The sequence below is a fragment of the Alcaligenes faecalis genome (genome assembly GCF_002443155.1).
Taxonomy (GTDB): Bacteria; Pseudomonadota; Gammaproteobacteria; order Burkholderiales; family Burkholderiaceae_B; genus Alcaligenes; species Alcaligenes faecalis.
In genome coordinates, this window is sequence record NZ_CP023667.1 from 1919798 (window position 1) to 1940565 (window position 20768).

Here is a 20768-nt window from a genome sequence, read left to right on the forward strand (position 1 = left end):
CACCAGGATTTCTCTTGTTCAGTTACCGTCACGCCTTTCATGCTGGCAATCACGCGGATGTGCTCAAGCACGCCACCTTGCTGCATATCTTTAATTACTACGCTCAAAAAGACAGCGCCTTCAGCATCATCGATACCCACTGCGGTGCCGGTATCTATGATCTGGAGCACGACTGGGCGCAAACCAAGGGCGAGTTCTACGACGGCCTGGACCGGGTCCTGCAGCAAGACGACTACCCGGAGCTGGTAGAACACTATATTGATGCCATTGCCGACCTGAACCCGGACGGCACCGCGCGCTACTACCCCGGTTCCCCCTGGCTGGCACTGGAGCGCTTGCGCACGCAAGACAGCTTTCACGGCTTTGAACTGCACCCGTCCGAATTTGAAGTTCTGAGCGATAACGTGGCGCAGTTGTTCCCCCAGGGCAACCGTCGGGTGCGTCTGTATCCGGAAAATGGGTTTGAACAGTTGGGCCGCTTGCTACCGCCGCCGTCACGACGTGCCATCGTGGTGATGGACCCCTCTTACGAGGCCAAATCCGACTACCAGCAGGTCTTGAACAGCGTGAAAAACGCCCTCAAGCGCTTTGCTCAAGCCTGTATCGTCGTGTGGTATCCCATTGTGCAGCGGCCCGAAGTGCAGGCCTTGCAACGCAAGCTGGAGCAACTGGATACGCCCTGGCTGCATGTCAGCCTGTCGGTTCGTGCTCCGGCCAAAAATGGGTTGGGTTTGCATGGCAGTGGCCTGTTCATCAGCAATCCTCCCTGGACGCTGCTCAAGGCTCTGGAACAAAGCATGCCGTGGTTAACAAAAACGCTGGCCCAGGATGACAAGGCCAGCTTTCAACTTCGTCACTCGGGGCTGTAAGCCGCCCCTTTGCCTTTAGGCCAGGCTCTCGGATTCTTTCATGTAGCGCCACTGGCCCATCGGCAGGTCGCCCAGCACCAGATCGCCAATACGCACGCGCTTCAGACCCACAACCTTCAGACCGACCAGTTCACACATGCGGCGAATCTGGCGTTTCTTGCCTTCGCGCAGGATAAAACGCAGCTGGTCATCGTTCTGCCAGGACACTTGGGCTGGCAGCAAGGGCTTACCGTCCAGGCTCAAACCAAAGTTCAGCAGTTCCAGACCGCGCTCGCTCAGCTTGCCGGTTACACGCACCAGATATTCCTTGTCGATGACCGAGTCTTCGCCAATAATCTGCCGCGCAATACGACCATCCTGAGTCAGGATCAAAAGGCCGGTGGAATCAATATCCAGACGACCAGCCGGAGCCAGACCGCGCAAATGCGCCGGGTCAAAGCGTTGACCACCGCGGCCACCCTTGTACTGCGTGGCGGCACCGATCAGGGAAACCGCATTGCGATAACCGGCTTCAGCTTGCCCCGACACATAGCCTACGGGCTTGTGCAGCAAGATAGTGGCACGTTGGGTCTGACGCTGACGCGCTTGTTTTTCCAGTGTGATTTTCTGATTGGGGTAGGCTTTACTCCCCAATTCAGAGACGATTTGACCGTCCACACGCACCCAGCCGCGCTCGATGAAAGCATCCGCCTCACGGCGTGAACACATGCCGCGCTGGGCCATTAATTTTGAGATACGTTCTTTTTCCATGAGCGCTATTTTATGGCTTTGGCGATAATACAGGACATGAAATTTCCCTCCAGCACAAAAAAACCCTGGCATGAGCAGGTTCACCCCTCTGCCACCCCTGCTCAAAAGTACTGGCTACACCGTCCCGGCGCCCTGACTGCCGGTCTGCGCCGCCTGGGCAAAGTCCATCTGGAAGTGGTCAGCGAATACGCTTGCCGTCTGAATCCGCAAGAGGCCGCTTTGATTCAAAAGCCGCCAGGCACGCTGGCCTGGATACGGGAGGTGTCCATGGCCGTGGACGGAATCCGCTGCGTGATTGCCCGCAGTTTCACGCCCCTGCCCGCCTCGCACAGCGTCTGGCAGGGCATACGGCGACTACGCAGCCGTCCGCTGGCCGACATGCTTTATAACGATGCCCAGATACAACGCTCGGCCTTTTTGAGCTGTCGTCTGAACCGCGGCATGAGCTTTTTTCGCACGATTGAACGCGCTCTGGACCCCAGTGGCGAGCCGGTTCCACAAGCTCAGCAGATTCTGTCGCGCTGCTCCGTCTTCTGGCGGCACGGTCAACCCCTCTTGGTAGCCGAATCCTTTATGCCTGCCTTCTGGGCACGCGGTGCTACACTGGTTTAGCCAAAATTCAGCATTAACTAATAAAACAAAGTTATATACCGAGACCAGCCATGTCCACGCACGCCGATCCAAGCCGCCGCAACGCCTTTATTCTTTCTGGAATGCAAGCACTGGGCGGGGCCAATCCGGCTTTGGTTGTGGCGCTCAGCAGTCTGGTCGGCCAGAAGATGGCCAGCAGCCCGGACCTGGCGACCTTGCCCGTGGGTATTTTCAACCTGGGTCTGGCGGTGGGCATTTTGCCCGCCGCTTATCTGATGCGCCGCCTGGGACGCCAGGGCGGCTACATCATCGGTGCCTTGCTGGGCATAGGAGCGGGCCTGCTGGCCGCCGCCGGGATTTACAGCCTGTCCTTTGTCATGTTCTGTGTGGGCACCCTGCTGGCCGGGCTGTATGCCTCTTACGTGCAAAGCTATCGCTTTGCCGCCGCCGATGACGCCAGTGATACCTTCCGGCCCAAAGCCATCTCCTGGGTCATGGCCGGGGGGCTGCTGGGAGCGATTATCGCCACGCAGACGATTATCCATACGCAGGATATCTGGCCGGAGCACCCTTTTGCCGCCGCCTTCCTGGCACAAGCAGCCCTGGCGGCCCTGGTCCTGCCCTTCGCCTTTGGCCTGCGCCTGGCACCGGGCACACGGAATCAGCAAGAGAAAATCCCCTACACCGGACGTCCCCTGCGAGAGATTACCTCCAATAGCTACTTCATTATTGCGGTCGTGGCCGGGGTGGCTTCCTACGTACTGATGAACTTTCTGATGACGGCCTCACCCTTGGCCATGGTCATGCACGGCCATAGCCTGAAAGAGTCCACGTTGGGGATTCAGTGGCATATTCTGGCCATGTTTGGCCCCAGCTTCTTTACCGGCAACCTGATCAAGCGCTTTGGCAAGATCCCCGTCACCTTTGCAGGCGTGCTCTTGTTGGGGCTGGCCAGCATTGTGGCGTTGCTGGGCATGACGGTGCCGCACTTCTGGGTCAGCCTGATCTTGCTGGGTCTGGGCTGGAACTTTGGTTTTATCGGTGCCACCAATATGGTGGTGGACTGCTACCGCCCCGAAGAGCGTGGCCGTGTGCAGGCTTTGAATGACTTCATCATCTTTACCTGTGTAGCCTTGTCCTCCTTCACCTCGGGCCGTGTGCTGGCCGTGTATGGCTGGTACGGCGTCAATACCTGGACGCTGCCGATCTCGGCAGTGGTGATGCTGGCGTTGGCCTGGCTGTACTTCAAGAACAAGCGTCAGCCCTACTTCGCCACTTAAGCAAAGCAACTGCCGCAAAGCGACGGCTCATGGAAAACGGCCCCAAAACCTGGATTAATCCAACGCTTTGGGGCCGTTCTTCTTGCGTTCAAATCATCGGCAAATACGCCGGCTTGGGTCCGCGTGGAAACTGGGCATCCAGTGCCTGAATATGCTCGGGCTGCAATATCAGATCCCCAGCAGCCGCATTTTGCTGGGCATGAGCCGCACGCGATGCCTTGGGAATCACAAATACATTGGGATCACGCAGCAAAAAGGCCAAAGCCACTTGGCGTGCGGTGGCCTGATAGTGGCTGGCAATCTCGGCCAGCAAGGCCCCGCCTTCAGAATCCGGCTCGGGGAAATCATCGTGACCGAAGGGACTGTAAGCCACCACGCTGACTTGATGCTCCTGACACCAGGGCATGACCGCGTGTTCAATCGCGCGCTCGTTCAGGTGATACAAGACCTGATTGCAGGCAATTTCACCCGGCCCCACGATGTCGTACAGCTCTTCCAGATCCGGCACATCAAAATTGCTGACGCCCCATTGCTTGATCTTGCCTTGCTGAACTAGCCTGTCAAAGGCTGCGCAGGTTTCTTCCAAAGGAACCTGACCGGGCCAGTGCAATAAATACAGATCCAGGTAGTCCGTACCCAGACGCTTCAGGCTGGCCTCGCAAGCGCGGATCACGCCCTGACGGCTGGCGTTAAAGGGCAAGACCTTGGACACCAGAAACGCCTCGTGACGACGACCTTGCAAAGCCTGACCGATCAAGGTTTCTGCTTGCCCGTCACCATACATCTCGGCGGTGTCGATATGGTTCATGCCTGCGTCCAGCCCGGCCTGAAAAGCGGCCACGCTCTGCGCCCATTCGGCCTGCTCCACATACCAACTGCCTTGGCCTACACGCGAAACACGTGGTGCCGAACCTAGTTTTTCATATCGCATCAGCTTGTCCTTCCATAACTACTGTCCAAACCCGCCCCGCCATGAGCACCTTACAGTGCGTCACGACCGCTTTCCGAAGTACGGATACGGATAGCCTGCTCGACCGGCGTCACAAAAATTTTGCCATCGCCAATCTTGCCCGTATGGGCGGCTTTGATAATGGCTTCGATGATTGCATCACAACGATCGGCCGCCACCACAATATCCACACGAATCTTGGGCAGAAAATCCACCACATATTCGGCACCGCGATACAGCTCGGTATGGCCTTTTTGACGACCAAAGCCTTTCACTTCCGTCACGGTCAGGCCGTTAACGTCCAGCTCTGCCAGGGCTTCGCGAACTTCATCCAGCTTGAAGGGTTTGATGATGGCCGTAATTTGTTTCATGGTTACTCGCACGTCAAATTTAAAGAGGATCTTTGGCACTGCCCGGCAAGGATGGGCGGTGACTTTCTGCCGCCAGGCTCAGGCCCAGGCTCAAGTCACGACCGGTAGGCGACTGGAACAGACGCAAGCCAAGCTCAGGCAGCACAGCCAGAATGTGGTCAAAAATATCGCCCTGGATGCGCTCATGGTCCACCCAGGCCGTTTTATTGGTAAAGCAGTACACCTCGATAGGGATACCGTCTGCCGTGGGCTCCATCATGCGCACCATCTGAATCATGTCCTGATGGATTTCAGGGTGGCGCTTGATATACGCCATGCAATAGGCACGGAAAGTACCCAGATTGGTCAGGCGGCGGTAATTGACCGCATCCAGACCGGCACGGCTCAGCTCCTGGTTGGAGCGCTCCAGATCTTCTTTTTTCTCGTTCAGGTAATCGCGCAACAAGGCAAAGCGCGACAGGCTATCGACTTCTGTTGGAGTCAAAAATCGAACGCTGGAGGCATCGATGCTCAGGGTGCGCTTGATACGACGGCCGCCCGATTCAAACATCTGACGCCAGTTGCGATAGCTCTCGGAAAACAGCTTGTAAGTGGGAATGGTGGTAACCGTCTTGTCCCAGTTCTGGACCTTGACCGTGTGCAGCGCCATATCAATAACAAAACCATCCGCCCCGGCCTGCTTCATTTCGATCCAGTCGCCGATGCGCAACATGTCATTGGTGCTCATCTGCGTGCTGGCCACCAGCGACAGCAAAGTGTCTTTAAAGACCAGCAAGAGCACCGCCGACAAGGCACCCAAACCGGAGAGCAACAGAACGGGCGATTGATCCAGAATGATGGAGATCATGACAATAATGCCAATCGCCCACACCGCTATCTTGGCCACTTCCACATAGCCCTTGATGGACTTGGTACGCCCCTTGCTGGAATTGGCGTAGACCTCTTGCCAGGCCCCCAACAGGCTGACAATCGACATGATGAGAAAGACCAGAAAACCCAGCAAGGCCACCCGCTCTATGATTTCCAGCAAAGTCTTGGCCAGAGGCAGCAAGGTCAGATTGGAGCTGACCACCAGCAAGGGCACGGCATAGCCCACATTGCGCACAAAGCGCTTCTTGACCAGGGCACGCGCCCAATCGTCCTTGCCCGCCACTTTCAGCAAACGCCGCACCAGGCGCGACAGCACGGAACTGGTCAACCAGCTGACAATCCAGACCAGCACCGTCAGCATGGCCAAACCGGCCAAAATCTGTACCCAGCGATCCTGCGGTAAATACGCTTCGATCCATTGCCATCCCAACAAATCGGCAAAGGTGCGTTCTTGCTCCATGTATTCTTCCTTGTCCAGCCAGCCCCAAAAAGGGCCCGCATGGTTTCCTAGAGTCTGAAAACTATCTAATATACTGCACAGCGTCTGTTTCCTGCGGGACTGGATGACCTGCGTCAGCCCGTCCGATCCACTATAATTGCCCTCTATGTCATCAAACACCCCCTCCTCTTCCCAAGACCAGTTCGCCAATAAGGCCATGGCCTGGTCGGCTCGTTTTTCCGAGCCCGTCTCTGACCTCGTCAAACGCTACACAGCGTCGGTGGACTTTGACAAGCGCATGGCCCGCTTTGATATTCAGGGTTCCCTGGCCCACGCCAGCATGCTGGCCGCCGTCGGTGTGATCACCGAGCAGGACAAGGCCGACATTGAACGCGGCATGAGCCAGATTCTGGACGAAATCGCCCAAGGCCAGTTCCAGTGGTTGCTGGACCTGGAAGACGTGCACCTGAACATTGAAAAACGTCTGGTCGAGCTGATTGGCGATGCGGGCAAGCGCCTGCACACTGGCCGTTCGCGCAATGACCAGGTCGCCACCGATATCCGCCTGTGGCTGCGCAATGAAATCGACATTGCCCTGGACCTGCTGGCCCAGATGCAGCGCAAGCTGGCTGAATTGGCGCTGGCTCAGGCAGACACCATTTTGCCCGGTTTCACCCACCTGCAAGTGGCACAGCCCGTTACTTTTGGCCACCATTTGCTGGCCTACGCCGAAATGTTCCAACGCGATGCCGAGCGTCTGCAAGACTGCCGCAAACGCGTGAACCGCTTGCCTTTGGGCGCTGCCGCCCTGGCTGGTACCAGCTACCCGATCGACCGCGAAATGGTTGCCAAGCTGCTGAACTTTGACGATGTATGCCGCAACTCGCTGGATGCCGTGTCGGATCGCGACTTCGCCATCGAGTTCTGCGCCGCGGCCGCCCTGATCATGACGCACATCTCCCGCTTCTCCGAGGAGCTGGTGCTGTGGATGAGCCCCCGCGTTGGCTTCATTGATCTGGCCGACCGTTTTTGCACCGGCAGCTCCATCATGCCGCAAAAGAAAAACCCCGACGTTCCCGAACTGGCCCGTGGCAAGACCGGTCGCGTCAATGGTCACCTGATTGCCCTGCTGACTTTGATGAAAGGCCAACCACTGGCCTACAACAAGGACAACCAGGAAGACAAAGAAGGCTTGTTCGATTCGGCTGATACCATTCGCGACACCCTGACCATTTTTGTAGACCTGATCTCCGGCATCAAGGTCAAGCCAGAAGCCATGCGCGCCGCGGCGCTGCAAGGCTTTGCGACCGCTACTGATCTGGCTGATTACCTGGTCAAGAAAGGCCTGCCTTTCCGTGATGCCCACGAAACCGTGGCTTTGGCCGTGCGTGAATGTGAACAGTTGGGTTGCGATCTGGCTGATCTGAACCTGGAACAGCTGCAAAAGTTCGATAGCCGCATTGAGTCGGATATTTTTGGCGTGCTGACCCTGGAAGGCTCGGTTGCTTCGCGCAAACACATCGGCGGCACCGCGCCCGAGCGTGTGCGTATCGAAGCACAGCGTATTCTGGATCGTACTCCAGGCTGATAAGAGCTTCGGCTGGAAGCAGAAAAAGCCGCTCCTGTTCTAGGAGCGGCTTTTTTATAGGTATCGAATCAAATTTGATCTGTCGTGTTCTGTCAGTTGCGTTAGGGTAGGGCTGGAACTGCTGCTGTCGGCCAGAAGCGATCAGTCAAAAACACCAGGCTATTTCGTACCAGCATTAAACTCACCCCCGCTTAAAATGGCGTTCCTGCAACCGGCATTCTTATTTCAATCTACCCCGTGTCGCTTACCTTGCCTAATCCCGCCGCATTGATGCTAGCCGCCCCTAAGATCGCAAGAGATTTTCCTCATCGCTTTTTTCTCGCATTTTGTGGTTTGAGACCAGGCTAGTTAACGCTCCTTCTGTTAGTTATTGGAAAGCAATATTGCGAGCAGCTAAAGCTGCGATATTTTTAGGGAATAGGAGTTTTGGGATGGATAACGATCAACAATGGAAACTGTTCAATATAGACTCACTACTCGCAGAGATTGATGGGCCGCAGCCCGATGCATCAACCATGGATCTCTATGTTGCTGCCCTGTCGTATAAAAATTTTGACTTCATAAAACGGCGACTACCTTTTGTCGTTGAAAGCGTTACCTACGACCTTGAGGCATGGCGAAAGCTAGTTGCCGCTGCACCCCAGAAGTATTGGATTCAAAGAAACCAGGAAGGGGTGGTGATCTACCCGCAGACAGACCACTGCGGCTGTCTGCGGAGTTATCGCTATCGGGGAGGCTTCCCTAGCTTCAAATCACTGTCTTTCGAGTGGGTTACGATTGCCGACTGCCGAACCCTTTACAACATACTCGACACAGCTGCTGCGAAAGCTGTTTACGATGCTTGGTATAAGTGGATGAACGTGGGCACCCGTGAAGCGACCGATCTGGCTGATGGACGATTTGAAAACACTACCGTTGCTAAGTCGTTTATTTTATCCAGTATGGGTCAGTGCCTCGCTTGTAAAGCTCCTGCTGTAGCTAGCGCAAGAACCACGATTTCCAGCATTCCAGGGAAAGGTACTCTTATCCAATTGCCACTTTGTACAAAACATATTGAGGAGGCAAAAGAGCAACCCAGTGTGCTTAGATTTCTAAGTACGTTGTTCTCACTTTCGATCGACATCCCCAATTTCGACCGGAGTGAATCGATCCCGGATCAGTTAATCCCTCACTTGCATACGATGGTCGCGGACGAACTCGGGGGTATGGCGACTAAAGCCGAGAATCGTGAGCGAGGTTGGCATCTCACTATCCAATTATCTAAAGGTTGGTATTGGCTGCTACGCCTGAACTCGCTGATGGATTACTCCTACATGCTGTTCAGCCCCGATGAGAAAAAACAGGTCTATCGAGCAGACTCCGCTCCGCATCATCCCGACCTTCCCTTCCCCCCTCACCACGAGCACTCTCGGCCAGGGAAGAAAAAGGACGTCCTTTCACCAAGCTTTCTATACGGCAATCCGTTTTTTGACTTCAAGCGACTGCGCGATGTGGGTGACGAATGCATGAAAAAGCAGTGTAACTAATCTGCATGGCCCAGAATTAATGATTGCTACCCGCAGAAAGGCTCTGAACGGTTTGCAATGCTGGGGATGCTCCCATGCGATTAGCATTGAAAGCCTGCTCATCAACCTCTGATCCCTGAACACAAAGGTTTCACAAACTGTAAACGCATGAACTTCCGCTTCGGGTCGTTTTCTGCCCGATAGATCTGCTAGCGTCTGTCAAATCAACCTGAGTCAATACATTTACCGCTTCGAGCTACTTCCACTCCTGCCTGCCCGGATTTGCAGCTTAGACTTCGTACTCAGCCTCACTGCTGATACTGGCAAGCTGCCTTTACTAACTACATCGCCTGACCTGCTAAACCCTCCAGCAACGATCGAAGAAGCGGCACCGCCTCAAAGTGCAGGTGCCGCACTCAACGTTAAGGCTGAGGCTGAATCAACAGCATCGTGCTGGTTTGCGCATTACGACGAATGTCCGTATGTGTCACATCCATGGTTTTGCACTCGAAGTTCTCGTACAACTTCAGCTGATCTTCGTAATGCGGGCTGCGCACGCCATTACGATCCGTGAATCCGCTTTGACCGGGCGGCATGGCGTCGCAGAACTCCACGCCCTTGGCATCAAATACCACACGGTTGTTTTCCGTGCCACGGTTCTGATAGCCGGTAAAGGAAAAGGTATTGCCCGACGTCGTTTGCGGCGTTCCCGTGAAGTTCTTGTCACTGAAGCGATGCACCGAGGTCGGCATGGTCCAGCGCTCCATCTGAGCACCCTGCTCCTGGCTCAAGCGGGCCTGCGCATTTTGCAAAGCTGTGTGCATGATTTCCTGAGAAGAGCGCTCACCAAAGACATTCACACGCTTGGGATCAGGATGGGCTTCCAGGGCCAAGGCACGCAACAGAACCTTGGTGCCCATGCTCAAGTTGATCGAACCGGGGTTGGGGCCTTGCTGCGTGGCAAAACCGGTCTGGCTATACATGGCGCGATGCGATTCAGGCACCACCGGCATCAGGACCTGCTTGTACATTTCTTCCAGCCAGGTCTTGAACAGCACCCGTGCCGATCCGGCATTTTGTCCAGCTTGATCGTGTTCCATGCCATCCCAGGCCAGCAAGGTCTTCAACGCCGCCTGACCAGCATCATTGGCAGGCAGACTTTGCGCCAGCTTTTCCAGATGTGGTCGGAAATAGCGCCAGTTCACATCGCTATAGGACGCCTTTTTATTGAACTCCCAGATCTCCTGCACGCTATGGACGTCCTTGTCCTGATACTGGCTGGTCAACTCGTTCATGCGGTCGCCATAGGTCCAGTAGTAAGTATCCGTATTGGTCTTATCCGGCGCAGGCTTGTTGTTCCAGTTGACCAGATAGCCCTGGGGCGGATTGTAGGCTTTGGGAATCGAGTCGAAGCTCTTGATGCCCTGCCACTCCATGCTGCCGTCCCCTTTGGCGGGCACGCGGATGTCCTGATCGGCCGGACGCTGGGGCAGGAAGGCCGGCGAGACATAGCCGATATTGCCGTGCTTGTCAGCGTAGTACCAGTTAATGGAAATCGCCATCTTGCTGGCTTGATCCAGAAACTCCGTCCAGTTGCGAGCCTTGGCCACGTTCAACCAGGCCAGCAAGGACTGCACCTCATAACCATCCCAGCTGCGTTTCTTGCTGTAAGCCGCGCCCTGTTCATAATCAAACTGCATCACGGGGCCGTGTACGGTGCGCCAGATCGTCATTTCACGATCAGCCTGACCACGCACCTGGATGCGCTCCTTGCGTTGCTCCATCGTGCGCCAGGCATTGTTGAACCAATACTGATCGGCACGCGCCGGATTCAGTTTCTCCTGGTACATATCCACCACGTCCTGAGGACCAGCAGTTGCCCCCCAGGCAATTTCACTATTGGTACCGAACAGAACAATTGGATAAGCAAACGGTGTATTGCCCACCACATCAAAGCCCGCACCATGCAGACCGATACCGTAGGTGTAGGCCGGGTTGTACCAGCCAAACTGCGGGCCGTTGATCAGAACCGTAGAGCCATCCTGAACGCGCTCAGGACGAGTGCTCCACAGATTACTGGCTTTGGGTGCAAAGTCCGGGCCACGACCGCCCCAGTGCTTGTCCTGACGCTCCAGCTCGGCAGCCAGAACTTGTGAAGAAACATGGGCCAGATTCTGCGTCCCTGCTCGCGCCTGTGGCTTGTGCTCGGCAGCGGGGGCCGGAACCGTAGTGGGGGCGGTCGTGTCATTGATCCACAGCAGCTCATCAAACAAGGCACGGCCACGTTCCGGGCCGTGCTGTTTTTCCAGAGACTGACGCATGGCCAGTGCCGTCACTTCCAGATTCGTGTCGGAGAAGCGGTTGGCCATGGAGCCCACCCAGATCATGACCACATCAAAGTCGGTCAGCGGCTCGGGCTGGAAATCAAAATCCACATATTCTTTGGGCAGCAGTTCAGGACGACGGCGTACCTGCTCCAGATAGGCGTTATAGCCATCGGCATAGCCACGGAAAATGTCGCGCTCGTCCTTGGACAAGGCCGCGATCTGCCGCTGTATGGAGGCGGGTGTGAAGTTCTGCCGTACCTGCATGTCGTACTTGACGTAGACATCCTGATCGCCAGGGCCCAGGACGGCGGCGGTTGTGCCTACAAAGGAGCGACGCGCCATATCCATCTGGAACAGACGGTCTTGGGCGACCGCATAACCATAGCCGTAATACAAGCCATAGTGGCTGTCGGCAAAGACGTGCGGCACGCCATAGCTGTCACGCATCACCTCTACCGACTGCACCTGCGCGTGGGCTGGTGCCCACGCCAAACCCAAGATCAAACCAGCGGCCGCAACCCCGGTACGAACAAGCCCTTTCTGCATATCTGTCCCTTGTTTTTATGATACTGAAAATTCTTATGAACCTAAAATATTGAAGCCAATACAAATAGGAAATCACAATGTAAAGCAATCAGGATCGAAAACAAGTAAGGGCTTGCCCTAGTCAGCGCTGCTAAATAGGAGCTTGAAAACGGACTTAGAAAGACACCAGACGGCCGGGGTTCACCGCGCTCATCATGCCTATCGCGGCCTTGACCACGGGGATCGCCAGACCCGATAACTGGTGGCCCAAAGAAATGCTGCGGTGGGTAATGTCCGTCAACATAGCGAAATCCTCGTTGCGGCCCGTCACATCATCACTAATGGCTTTACCAATACGCACGGTTTGCGCCACGCCGTGACCACTCCAGCCATGCACCATGTACACGGGAACGGTGTCCTCGGTCTTGCGCGAGTCGGTTGCCCCGTTCAGGGTGAAATCACTGATCCCGCTCCAGGAAAAGTCCAGCTGCACCTGCTCCAGCTGTGGGAAAACCGTCTGGATACGATCCAGCAAGTAGTCATTGATACGTTCAGGGGACCAACTGGTGCCGGTGCCCTGCCCGCCAAACAGCAAACGGTTTTGACGCACGGCGCGGTAATAGTCGATCTGGAATTGCGTGTCATACACCGCTCGGTCTGTTGGCAGAAGCTCGCTGACCGGGCACTGCAGCGGCTCGGTCACACCCACATAGGTATAGAACGGGACGGTGGTATTGGACTGCGTGGGCAAGAACTGCGAGGTCGTATCATGCACGGCCAGCACCAAGGCCTGACGCGCCAAAATCGTGCCACCCGGGGTGATGGCCAAAGCGCCGTTTTCTGTCTGCTCGATCTCTTGAACCGGGCTGCCTTCGTAAACTCGACCGCCATGCTGAACCAGGCCGTAAACCAGTCCGCGCAGCAGCGCGAGGGGATGCAATTGACCACCCAAGGTATCCACTACGGCGCCGTGATACAGCGGCGAGCGGATTTCCTGCTCCAGCTCGTAGCTACCCACAATTTCCACGCTGGTATCACCCAGATAGCGGCGGGCATCCGCCCCCTCTACCAGAGCACCCATATGGCCTGCATGAACGGCAGCCGTCAAATGGCCACGGCGACGATCAAAATCCAGCTCGTAATCCTGAGCAATCTGATCGAGCAGATCCATGGCTTCATGCGAGGCAAAGCGCCACAAGCGACGGGCCTCATCCAAAGGCAGATGGGCAATCATGTCTGCGGCTTCCCAACGGGCCAGGCCGGGGGTCAGCTGACCGCCATTTCGGCCGGACGCAGCGGAGCCAATACTGTCTTTTTCCACCAGCACCACATCCAGACCGGAGCGGGCCAAATGCAAGGCAGTCGAGGCACCCAGCAAACCACCACCTACAACCAGCACATCACATTGCGTGTCGGCTTGCAAAGGATCAAAGCGGTTCCAGGGGGCAAGCGATGCTTCGTAATACGTCGCGGGCGCGACGGCTTCGTTCAGATGATCTTTTCGCCAGTTCCACAATCGGGGATTACTGACCAGCAAGCTCTCTGCGCTGGAAACATCGTTTAAAAGAGTGGGTTTAGAAATAAGCATAAATGTCCTGTGTCTGTCACGGCCTGTTGGCCGCCTGGATCACAGAGCGGAATGCTCCGGTGACGCCCCGTCAACGCGGCGTTCCGTTCTGTCTCGTTATCAACACCGCGCTGTAAAAACGGGGTGGAACGATCTTCTTCTACGCTGTAGAATTAATTTATTCTACTCTGTAGAGTTAAACTTGGCAAATCTGCCCTTTCCCCTATCTGGTTCGACAAAGGAACTCTATTGGCCCAAGCACCCGCCACGCGCACACGCAAATTGAATAAGGACGAGCTGGTCATCGCCGCCGTCACCTTGATGGAGGAAGCCGGAGACAGCGGCTTTTCCTTACGTAAACTGGGGGAGCGAGTGGGCTGCGACCCAATGGCTGTGCTGTATCACTTCAAGTCCAAGGAAGGCTTGCTGCGCGCGATGGCGGATTATTTGACGGGCCGCATTCAGGCCGTGGATACGGGTCTGTCATGGACAGAGCGTTTGTATGAATTGGCCCGACAGTATCGTGAGCTGGCCTTGGGCCAACCACAGACTTTTCAGCAAATGCAGCGTTTTCTAAATACCGGCAAAGCTGACTATCTGGTTCTTGAGCAGGTATACCGAGCCTTGCGCGATGGCGGTTTGAGCGATGCCGAAATCCCCGCCGCCTGTGTGGGCTGGTACGCCGCCCTCTACGGCTTGATTCAAGGAGAACTGGGCGGACTGATACGGCCAGTGACCGAGGAAGAGTTGAAGGAACTGGAACAATGGCCTGCCGAGGACGTACCCATGCTGCGCCAGATTCTGCCCCGCTTTGTGCACCTGCAGTCCGAGCAGGTATTCAAGATGATGATGGAGCTGATACACGATGGCTTGATTGCCCATGCTGGTAAAGCAGCGACGACTGCCACCAAGCGGTAAAACCAGCAACGGACCGAATCAAACACACAAACCCAATCAGCCTGCCTAGCCTTCAAACATTGTGATAAAGAGCATATAGCTGCCTGCGGGCTTGGCAAGGGCACGGACTGGCTCATGCCCACATCTCGAGAAAAGCACCTGAACGCGACTGATCCTTCAGCCAGCCTTTAAAACGTGATACCACCGAAATGGTCGGGATTGAAGGCAACACCACCTTGAGCGAACGAGCTGACAAAGCCCCTCTGGAAAAACAAAACGCCCCGCAAACTGGAACGCTGTCCAATTTGCGGGGCGTTTTATATCAAACCTGCCTAGCTGTACTTAGCGCGTAAAGACGGCAATCGATTCCACGTGTGCCGTATGCGGGAACATATTCACCACACCGGCCGACTCCAGCGTGTAACCACCCTGGTGAACCAATACACCGGCGTCACGAGCCAGAGTACCTGGGCTACAGGACACATAAACCAGACGCTCAGGGCGCTCATGCTTTTCCAGTTGCGCCAAAGCGGTGGCCACAGCGAAGGCACCATCGCGCGGCGGGTCGATCAACATGCGGTCGAAATGCCCCAGGTCACGCAGCCATTGCACGTCCACTTCAAACAGGTTCAGGGTAGTAAATTTCGCCTTGTCCTGCAGGTCGTGGGCCAAGGCCGCTTCACCGGCACGTTCGGTCAAGGTGCTGCTGCCTTCAATCCCGACCACTTCGGCGGCGCGGCGCGCCAGCGGCAGGCTGAAGTTACCCAGACCACAGAACAGGTCAGCCACCCGATGCTCGGGTTTGACGTCCAGCAAGGTCAGGGCTCGCGAAATCAAGCTGCGGTTAATGTCGTGGTTCACCTGAGTAAAGTCCGTAGGACGATACGGCATGCGCAAATCAAACTCTGGCAGTGCGTAGGCCAGCTTGTCCGCATCTTCGCGCAGCAAGGGGTGCGCCGTTTCCGGGCCCTTGGGCTGCAACCACCAGCTGATGTCGTGCTCCTGCCCGAAATCCTGCAAACGCTGGATATCCTCGCTGGTGAGCGGCTCCATATGACGCAAGGTCAAGGTTGTGATCTTGTCGCCCATGGCTAGTTCGATCTGCGGCAGACGATCGGGGCGGGACAAGCCAGCCAGACAGGAACGCAAGGGCTCCAGCAAGGCAGAAACCTTGGCGGGCAGCACTCGACATTCCGTCATGTCCACCACATAGCGGCCATTCTTTTCACGGAAACCGACCAGCACCCCACCCTTTTTAGGCACGTAGCGCATGGAGAAACGGGCGCGATAACGGTAGCCCCAGTATGGGCCGTGCAAGGGCGCCAGCACGCGGCCTGGCTGGACCTTGCCGATATGCCCCAGAGAATCCTCCAGCACACGTTGCTTGACCGCGACCTGGGCCGAAGGCTCCAGGTGCTGCATGGCACAACCACCACAGACACCGAAGTTGGGACAGGGAGGCTCGGCACGCTGCGACGAGGCTTTCAACAAAGCCGTCATGCGGGCTTTATCGTAAGAGTCCTTGGAGCGCACCGTCTCGGCCAGCACTTCTTCGCCGGGCAAGGCACCTTCCACAAACACCACTTTGCCCTCTTTATGGGCGACGCCGCGTCCTTCCAGATCCAGCGATTCAATTAACAATACGTCAGACATTCGATAAAAACCTAAATAAGCGTCCTGCCAAGCAGAATGGCGCAGTTGCATTGCTGCAAACGATGGCGAATCGCTGATTTTACAATGAGCATTCGGCACAACGGGTAAAAACAAACAGAACGCGGCAATAGCAGTTCCGCAGCGCGACTAAACTCAGTATGCCGGGACCGTCCGACAGGCATGGCTTCCAAGCTGGCAGCGCAATCTGCATTAACACAGTCATTGCGCTGGGCAGCCTCAAACACAACACACAAAAAAAGCGGCCAGAAGCCGCTTTTTTTAGTCCAGATACCGAGCTTATCGCGTAGGCAGGTAGGAGATCGGATTGACCGGCGTACCGGAACGACGAATCTCGAAATGCAGCCGTGGCGAGGTGGTGTCAGACTGACCCAGATCGGCAATACGCTGTCCCTTCTTCACCTGCTGGCCCGTTTTAACGTGCAAGACACTGTTATGAGCGTAGGCAGTGATAAAACCATTGCTGTGGCCGACCAGAACCATGGAACCTAAACCGCGCACACCGTTACCGGCATACATGATCTTGCCATCCGCAGCGGCAACCACGGGATCGCCAACCTTGCCTTCAATATCAATACCCTTGGTTGAGGCATTGAAACCCTGGATGATCTTGCCGCTGGCAGGCCAGCCCCAGGCGATCAGGGCAGCGTCACTGGCGCGAGGCGCAGACACGGGCGTTTCAGTCTTGACCGGAGTGGCCGGGCTGACGGGCGAGGTCTGTGTGCCACCGCTACCGGCTGGGCGAGTGTTGACCGCCGCCATCGAGGTATTGCCATCCAGACGCAAGGTTTGACCCACGCGCAGCATGGAAGGATCGGTAATCTGGTTCAACTGGATCAGCGAGTTCACGTCCATGCCGTGCGCCTGGGCGATTTTGTACAGCGTATCGCCAGGACGGACCACATAGGTACCCGTCGCAGTGCTGACGCTGCCCGCCGCCGAAGAAGAACTCAGGTCAGTGACTGGGGCACGCTCGTTACGGCTTGCACAACCAGCCAGCAGGGTACTGGTGACCACAGCCGCCACCAGGCACTGACGGGGCGTCAAGAACCACTGTGTACCGGTGGAAGCAGCGGTTAACGGTAACCTGACTGCATGCTGCATATAAATCTCCTGAGAATATCTGACTAAATCTGGGTTCCGGCTCGCATCGGCACGAAGCGAACCGCATCAAGTTCTTCACGACGCCACGTGGCCTGTCCGGTGCGTTCCACCAAAACCAGGCGCTGTTGTGTCGTACCTTCGGGGGCAATCAGTCGCCCCCCCAATGTTAATTGTTCCAACAGGCTTCTAGGGATGACCGGACCGGCTGCCGCCACAACAATAGCATCATACGGGGCTGCCGCAGGGTAACCTTGCATTCCGTCACCAAACATTATTCGAGCACGTTGCGACAGGCCTAGTTGACGCATGTGATCGCGGGCCATATCGCACAAACCTTTGATACGTTCTACCGCATACACTTCTTTGACTAATTGTGCCAAAACAGCGGCCTGATAACCACATCCGGCACCGACTTCCAACACTTTATTCGGTATTTTCTGGTCACACACCAGGCTGATCATGTGGGCCACAACCCAAGGCTGGGAGATGGTCTGCGCAAAGCCAATGGGCAAGGCATCATCTTCATAGGCCCGGCTGGCCAAACCCTGATCAACAAACTGATGGCGCGGCACTGCCTGCATGGCCGCCAGCACTCTTTCGTCGGTAATTCCCTGTCGGCGCAAGCGCTCGATCATCATGCCACGCGAGCGTTCCGAGTTCAAACCCAGGTTGACACTTGTTGACACTTGCGGTGACAAACCGACCGACGGTGTCGGTTGTAACTGGCCCCGTTGCACAATGCGCGTATTGCTGTTGCTGGCAGACAGACCACTGCCCAGGCTGGACTTGCCAAACCGGTTCCGTGTGCCGTCCGCAAAGGGGTAGCGCTTGCCTGGTTTACTTGTCATTGCACCCAGTCCCGCAAACCAGCCAGTTGCTCGTGATTCGTCAAATCAGCCCGCAAGGGCGTGATCGACACGGCACCACTGTCCACCGCACCAAAATCCGTTCCCTGCTCGCTATCGGATACCCCGCCTACTCGGCCAATCCAGTACACAGGCTCGCCATAAGGCGTCTGACTTTTCACGACCGGCTCCGAGGGGTGGCGCTTGCCCAGACGCGTCACCTGCATACCTGTCAGGGCTTCATACGGCAGGCATGGAATGTTCACGTTCAGCAGGGTGTTGGCCGCCAGCGGCTGTTTCTGACAACGCTGCACCAGATCGCGTGCTACGCGCGCCGCACTATCCAGGTTTTTCCAGCCACGTTCGATCAGGGAAAACGCAATCGCGGGAATCCCGAACAAATGGCCTTCCATCGCGGCAGCAACCGTACCCGAATACAGGGTGTCATCGCCCATATTGGCGCCATTATTGATGCCGGACACAATCAGATCAGGGCGAAAATCCAGCAAGCCAGTCAGCGCCACGTGCACACAATCGGACGGTGTACCATTCACAAAATAAAAACCATTGCTGGCCTGGCGCAGCGACAAGGGACGATTCAAGGTCAGGGAATTGCTGGCACCGCTGCAATTGGTCTCAGGTGCAATGACAGTCAGCTCGCCCAGTCCTTGCAAGGCTTCATACAAAGCCTCGATACCGGCTGCTGTATAGCCATCATCGTTGGAGACCAGAATACGCATGCTTACTTTTCCGTTAAAAATCTAACAGGGGCAGCAAATTGTACCCGCTGCCTTTGGTATTTTGCTGCAAGGCCGGTAGAATCCGCGCAACAATAATTGTGGAGCTCAATCCTCATGAACGCCGTTTCTTTTGCTGTGGCTGCACCGCTTGTCGCCCTCTTGTCCTACTTGCTGGGATCCTTGCCGTTTGCCGTAATCGTCAGCAAGATCATGGGCTTGCAGGACCCTCGAACCTTTGGTTCGAAAAATCCGGGAGCCACTAATGTACTACGTAGCGGCAATAAAAAAGCAGCCATTCTGACCTTGTTGGGCGATGCCTTCAAAGGCTGGCTGGCTGTCTTTCTGACCCAACAGGCCATCAGCAACTGGGGCTGGGCACCCACTTTACTGGGTGTCAGCGCCTTTTTTGCCTTTTTAGGCCACTTGTACCCGGTCTTTCTGGGCTTTAAAGGTGGCAAAGGCGTTGCAACCGCACTCGGCGTCATCCTGGCCCTGCTGCCCTGGCTGGCTCTGGCCACCGCAGCCACCTGGCTGATTATCGCCTATGTCAGCCGCTACTCCTCGCTGGCAGCCATCATCAGTGCCGTATTCGCCCCCTTGTTTTACCTGCTCGGCGCCAAGGTAGTCTGGCCCATGAATGCCTCTATTGCCACCGCCCTGGTCCTGATCAGTGCCTTCTTGCTGTGGCGTCACCAGGAAAACATACGTCGTCTGATGACGGGCAAAGAAAGCAAGATCGGTTCCAAGAAAGAATGAGAGCTAACGCTCTTGCTGGGAGACAGGCTGATTCACACAGGCCAGATCCCAGCGGGGCCGAATGGCAAAGCCGTGCTGGCTGTCATCCAAAGTCACCAGACCGTGCTTGACGCGCATGGCCGCCGCGAATGCAATCATGGCACCGTTATCGGTACAGAATTCCAGCGGCGGAAAAAACACCTCGCCCTTCAAACGCGCGACGGCTTTTTGTAAATAAGCCCGCAAGTGACGGTTGGCCCCCACACCACCAGCCACTACCAGACGTTTCAAGCCGGTTTGCTTCAAGGCTTTGACGGCTTTGGCAGCCAGCACATCCACAATGGCAGCCTCGGTCGCGGCGGCCAGATCAGCGCGTTGCTGTTCGGTAATGCCGCCCTCTTCCGCTTCCAGCTTGCGCAAACGCGTCAGCACGGCGGTTTTCAGACCGCTGAAGCTGAAATCCAGATCCTTGCTGTGCATCATGGGACGCGGCAGCTCGTACACGTTGGGGTCGCCCTGTTCGGCCAGACGCGACAAGGCCGGGCCACCGGGATAGCCCAGGCCCATCAGCTTGGCGCTTTTATCAAAGGCTTCGCCCGCCGCATCGTCCAGCGTTTCACCCAGCAACTCGTACTGACCCACACCATCCACGCGCATCAATTGCGTATGACCGCCCGAGACCAGCAGGGCCACAAAAGGAAACTCGGGACGCGGCTCGGCCAACAAGGGCGAGAGCAAATGGCCTTCCAGGTGATGGATGGCAATGGTCGGTTTCTTCAGCGACCAGGCAATCGACTGCGCCACGCTGGCTCCCACCAGCAAGGCCCCGGCCAGGCCAGGACCGGCGGTATAGGCAATGGCATCGACCTGATCAAGCTGCATATTGCACGAAGCCAACACCTGACGAGTCAACGGCAAGACACGACGGATATGATCGCGAGAGGCCAGTTCAGGCACCACCCCACCGTATTCACGGTGCATGGCAATCTGGCTGTGCAAGGCATGGGCCAACAAGCCCTGTTCCGTGCTGACCAGCGCCACGCCGGTTTCATCGCAGGAACTTTCAAATCCAAGAATATTCATGGGGCTTATTTTAGCCTGCTGTATTGGGGAAAATAGGAATTTATCCCCTCAAGACAAACGGC

At 56.2% G+C, this 20768-nt stretch carries 18 protein-coding genes; 7 read left to right on the top strand and 11 right to left on the bottom strand.

Annotation, left to right across the window (positions count from 1 at the left end):
• The first annotated feature begins 14 nt into the window (after positions 1 to 14).
• Positions 15 to 869 carry a 23S rRNA (adenine(2030)-N(6))-methyltransferase RlmJ gene (locus CPY64_RS08950; protein ID WP_009457117.1) on the top strand — a complete coding sequence of 285 codons (855 nt, stop codon included), beginning with the start codon at positions 15 to 17 and terminating at the stop codon, positions 867 to 869.
• 15 nt (positions 870 to 884) lie between these two features.
• Here CPY64_RS08950 and CPY64_RS08955 read toward each other — a convergent pair whose 3' ends face one another.
• The gene (locus tag CPY64_RS08955) at positions 885 to 1619 is read right to left on the bottom strand and encodes a pseudouridine synthase (RefSeq protein ID WP_042480926.1); all 735 of its coding nucleotides are present in this window, start codon (positions 1617 to 1619) and stop codon (positions 885 to 887) included.
• 36 nt (positions 1620 to 1655) lie between these two features.
• On the opposite strand from CPY64_RS08955, the gene CPY64_RS08960 reads away from it, so the two are divergent.
• Both CPY64_RS08960 and CPY64_RS08965 read left to right on the top strand, forming a co-directional pair.
• Positions 1656 to 2231: a chorismate--pyruvate lyase family protein gene (locus tag CPY64_RS08960; protein WP_042480931.1), complete on the top strand. Its 576-nt coding sequence runs from the start codon at positions 1656 to 1658 to the stop codon at positions 2229 to 2231.
• A gap of 50 nt (positions 2232 to 2281) precedes the next feature.
• Positions 2282 to 3490: an MFS transporter gene (locus CPY64_RS08965; RefSeq protein WP_042480934.1), complete on the top strand. Its 1209-nt coding sequence runs from the start codon at positions 2282 to 2284 to the stop codon at positions 3488 to 3490.
• Positions 3491 to 3578: 88 nt separating this feature from the next.
• On the opposite strand, the gene CPY64_RS08970 is transcribed toward CPY64_RS08965, so the two are convergent.
• From CPY64_RS08970 to CPY64_RS08980, 3 genes are read right to left on the bottom strand one after another with little or no spacing between them, the layout of a single operon-like run.
• On the bottom strand, positions 3579 to 4421 hold the full coding sequence (locus tag CPY64_RS08970) for an aldo/keto reductase (RefSeq protein WP_042480937.1): 843 nt from the start codon (positions 4419 to 4421) through the stop codon (positions 3579 to 3581).
• 50 nt (positions 4422 to 4471) lie between these two features.
• Positions 4472 to 4810: a P-II family nitrogen regulator gene (locus tag CPY64_RS08975; RefSeq protein ID WP_003799650.1), complete on the bottom strand. Its 339-nt coding sequence runs from the start codon at positions 4808 to 4810 to the stop codon at positions 4472 to 4474.
• A 19-nt stretch (positions 4811 to 4829) separates the two neighbouring features.
• Positions 4830 to 6140, bottom strand: coding sequence for a mechanosensitive ion channel family protein (locus CPY64_RS08980; protein WP_042480942.1), 1311 nt, complete (start codon positions 6138 to 6140; stop codon positions 4830 to 4832).
• Between the two features lie 145 nt (positions 6141 to 6285).
• Between CPY64_RS08980 and argH the strand changes: the two genes are divergently transcribed.
• Together argH and CPY64_RS08990 are read left to right on the top strand one after the other, a co-directional pair.
• On the top strand, positions 6286 to 7707 hold the full coding sequence (gene argH / locus CPY64_RS08985; RefSeq protein WP_042480943.1) for an argininosuccinate lyase: 1422 nt from the start codon (positions 6286 to 6288) through the stop codon (positions 7705 to 7707).
• Between the two features lie 431 nt (positions 7708 to 8138).
• On the top strand, positions 8139 to 9233 hold the full coding sequence (locus CPY64_RS08990) for a toxin-antitoxin system TumE family protein (RefSeq protein WP_042480946.1): 1095 nt from the start codon (positions 8139 to 8141) through the stop codon (positions 9231 to 9233).
• Between the two features lie 401 nt (positions 9234 to 9634).
• On the opposite strand, the gene CPY64_RS08995 is transcribed toward CPY64_RS08990, so the two are convergent.
• Together CPY64_RS08995 and CPY64_RS09000 are read right to left on the bottom strand one after the other, a co-directional pair.
• Complete coding sequence (locus tag CPY64_RS08995; RefSeq protein WP_042480947.1) at positions 9635 to 12085, bottom strand: penicillin G acylase; 2451 nt, start codon at positions 12083 to 12085, stop codon at positions 9635 to 9637.
• 154 nt (positions 12086 to 12239) lie between these two features.
• On the bottom strand, positions 12240 to 13652 hold the full coding sequence (locus tag CPY64_RS09000; protein ID WP_042480951.1) for an NAD(P)/FAD-dependent oxidoreductase: 1413 nt from the start codon (positions 13650 to 13652) through the stop codon (positions 12240 to 12242).
• A gap of 228 nt (positions 13653 to 13880) precedes the next feature.
• On the opposite strand from CPY64_RS09000, the gene CPY64_RS09005 reads away from it, so the two are divergent.
• Positions 13881 to 14549: a TetR/AcrR family transcriptional regulator gene (locus tag CPY64_RS09005; protein ID WP_042480956.1), complete on the top strand. Its 669-nt coding sequence runs from the start codon at positions 13881 to 13883 to the stop codon at positions 14547 to 14549.
• 321 nt (positions 14550 to 14870) lie between these two features.
• Here the strand turns inward: CPY64_RS09005 and rlmD are convergent, their stop codons facing one another.
• From rlmD to surE, 4 genes are all read right to left on the bottom strand, one after another.
• Positions 14871 to 16181 (bottom strand): 23S rRNA (uracil(1939)-C(5))-methyltransferase RlmD, encoded by a 1311-nt coding sequence (gene rlmD, locus CPY64_RS09010; protein WP_045929947.1) that lies wholly within the window; start codon positions 16179 to 16181, stop codon positions 14871 to 14873.
• A gap of 297 nt (positions 16182 to 16478) precedes the next feature.
• The gene (locus CPY64_RS09015) at positions 16479 to 17303 is read right to left on the bottom strand and encodes a peptidoglycan DD-metalloendopeptidase family protein (protein ID WP_042480959.1); all 825 of its coding nucleotides are present in this window, start codon (positions 17301 to 17303) and stop codon (positions 16479 to 16481) included.
• A gap of 23 nt (positions 17304 to 17326) precedes the next feature.
• Entirely contained in the window at positions 17327 to 18151 is an 825-nt protein-coding gene (locus CPY64_RS09020; protein WP_042480963.1) for a protein-L-isoaspartate(D-aspartate) O-methyltransferase, read from the bottom strand.
• Positions 18148 to 18888 (bottom strand): 5'/3'-nucleotidase SurE, encoded by a 741-nt coding sequence (surE, locus tag CPY64_RS09025; protein WP_042480966.1) that lies wholly within the window; start codon positions 18886 to 18888, stop codon positions 18148 to 18150. The genes CPY64_RS09020 and surE overlap by 4 nt, the downstream gene beginning before the upstream one ends.
• 114 nt (positions 18889 to 19002) lie before the next feature.
• Here surE and plsY point away from each other — a divergent pair, with 114 nt between their 5' ends.
• A complete protein-coding gene (gene plsY / locus CPY64_RS09030) occupies positions 19003 to 19644 on the top strand; it encodes a glycerol-3-phosphate 1-O-acyltransferase PlsY (RefSeq protein WP_042480970.1) in 642 nt (213 codons plus the stop codon).
• A 3-nt stretch (positions 19645 to 19647) separates the two neighbouring features.
• Here plsY and tsaD read toward each other — a convergent pair whose 3' ends face one another.
• Positions 19648 to 20706, bottom strand: coding sequence for a tRNA (adenosine(37)-N6)-threonylcarbamoyltransferase complex transferase subunit TsaD (gene tsaD, locus CPY64_RS09035; protein WP_042480972.1), 1059 nt, complete (start codon positions 20704 to 20706; stop codon positions 19648 to 19650).
• Positions 20707 to 20768 lie beyond the last annotated feature (62 nt).

Bases quoted from the DNA above. Each gene is read 5' to 3' on its own strand.
- CPY64_RS08955 (WP_042480926.1), bottom strand. From the start codon at position 1,619: ATGGAAAAAGAACGTATCTCAAAATTAATGGCCCAGCGCGGCATGTGT.
- CPY64_RS08960 (WP_042480931.1), top strand. From the start codon at position 1,656: ATGAAATTTCCCTCCAGCACAAAAAAACCCTGGCATGAGCAGGTTCAC.
- CPY64_RS08965 (WP_042480934.1), top strand. From the start codon at position 2,282: ATGTCCACGCACGCCGATCCAAGCCGCCGCAACGCCTTTATTCTTTCT.
- CPY64_RS08970 (WP_042480937.1), bottom strand. From the start codon at position 4,421: ATGCGATATGAAAAACTAGGTTCGGCACCACGTGTTTCGCGTGTAGGC.
- CPY64_RS08975 (WP_003799650.1), bottom strand. From the start codon at position 4,810: ATGAAACAAATTACGGCCATCATCAAACCCTTCAAGCTGGATGAAGTT.
- CPY64_RS08980 (WP_042480942.1), bottom strand. From the start codon at position 6,140: ATGGAGCAAGAACGCACCTTTGCCGATTTGTTGGGATGGCAATGGATC.
- argH (WP_042480943.1), top strand. From the start codon at position 6,286: ATGTCATCAAACACCCCCTCCTCTTCCCAAGACCAGTTCGCCAATAAG.
- CPY64_RS08990 (WP_042480946.1), top strand. From the start codon at position 8,139: ATGGATAACGATCAACAATGGAAACTGTTCAATATAGACTCACTACTC.
- CPY64_RS08995 (WP_042480947.1), bottom strand. From the start codon at position 12,085: ATGCAGAAAGGGCTTGTTCGTACCGGGGTTGCGGCCGCTGGTTTGATC.
- CPY64_RS09000 (WP_042480951.1), bottom strand. From the start codon at position 13,652: ATGCTTATTTCTAAACCCACTCTTTTAAACGATGTTTCCAGCGCAGAG.
- rlmD (WP_045929947.1), bottom strand. From the start codon at position 16,181: ATGTCTGACGTATTGTTAATTGAATCGCTGGATCTGGAAGGACGCGGC.
- CPY64_RS09015 (WP_042480959.1), bottom strand. From the start codon at position 17,303: ATGCAGCATGCAGTCAGGTTACCGTTAACCGCTGCTTCCACCGGTACA.
- CPY64_RS09020 (WP_042480963.1), bottom strand. From the start codon at position 18,151: ATGACAAGTAAACCAGGCAAGCGCTACCCCTTTGCGGACGGCACACGG.
- surE (WP_042480966.1), bottom strand. From the start codon at position 18,888: ATGCGTATTCTGGTCTCCAACGATGATGGCTATACAGCAGCCGGTATC.
- plsY (WP_042480970.1), top strand. From the start codon at position 19,003: ATGAACGCCGTTTCTTTTGCTGTGGCTGCACCGCTTGTCGCCCTCTTG.
- tsaD (WP_042480972.1), bottom strand. From the start codon at position 20,706: ATGAATATTCTTGGATTTGAAAGTTCCTGCGATGAAACCGGCGTGGCG.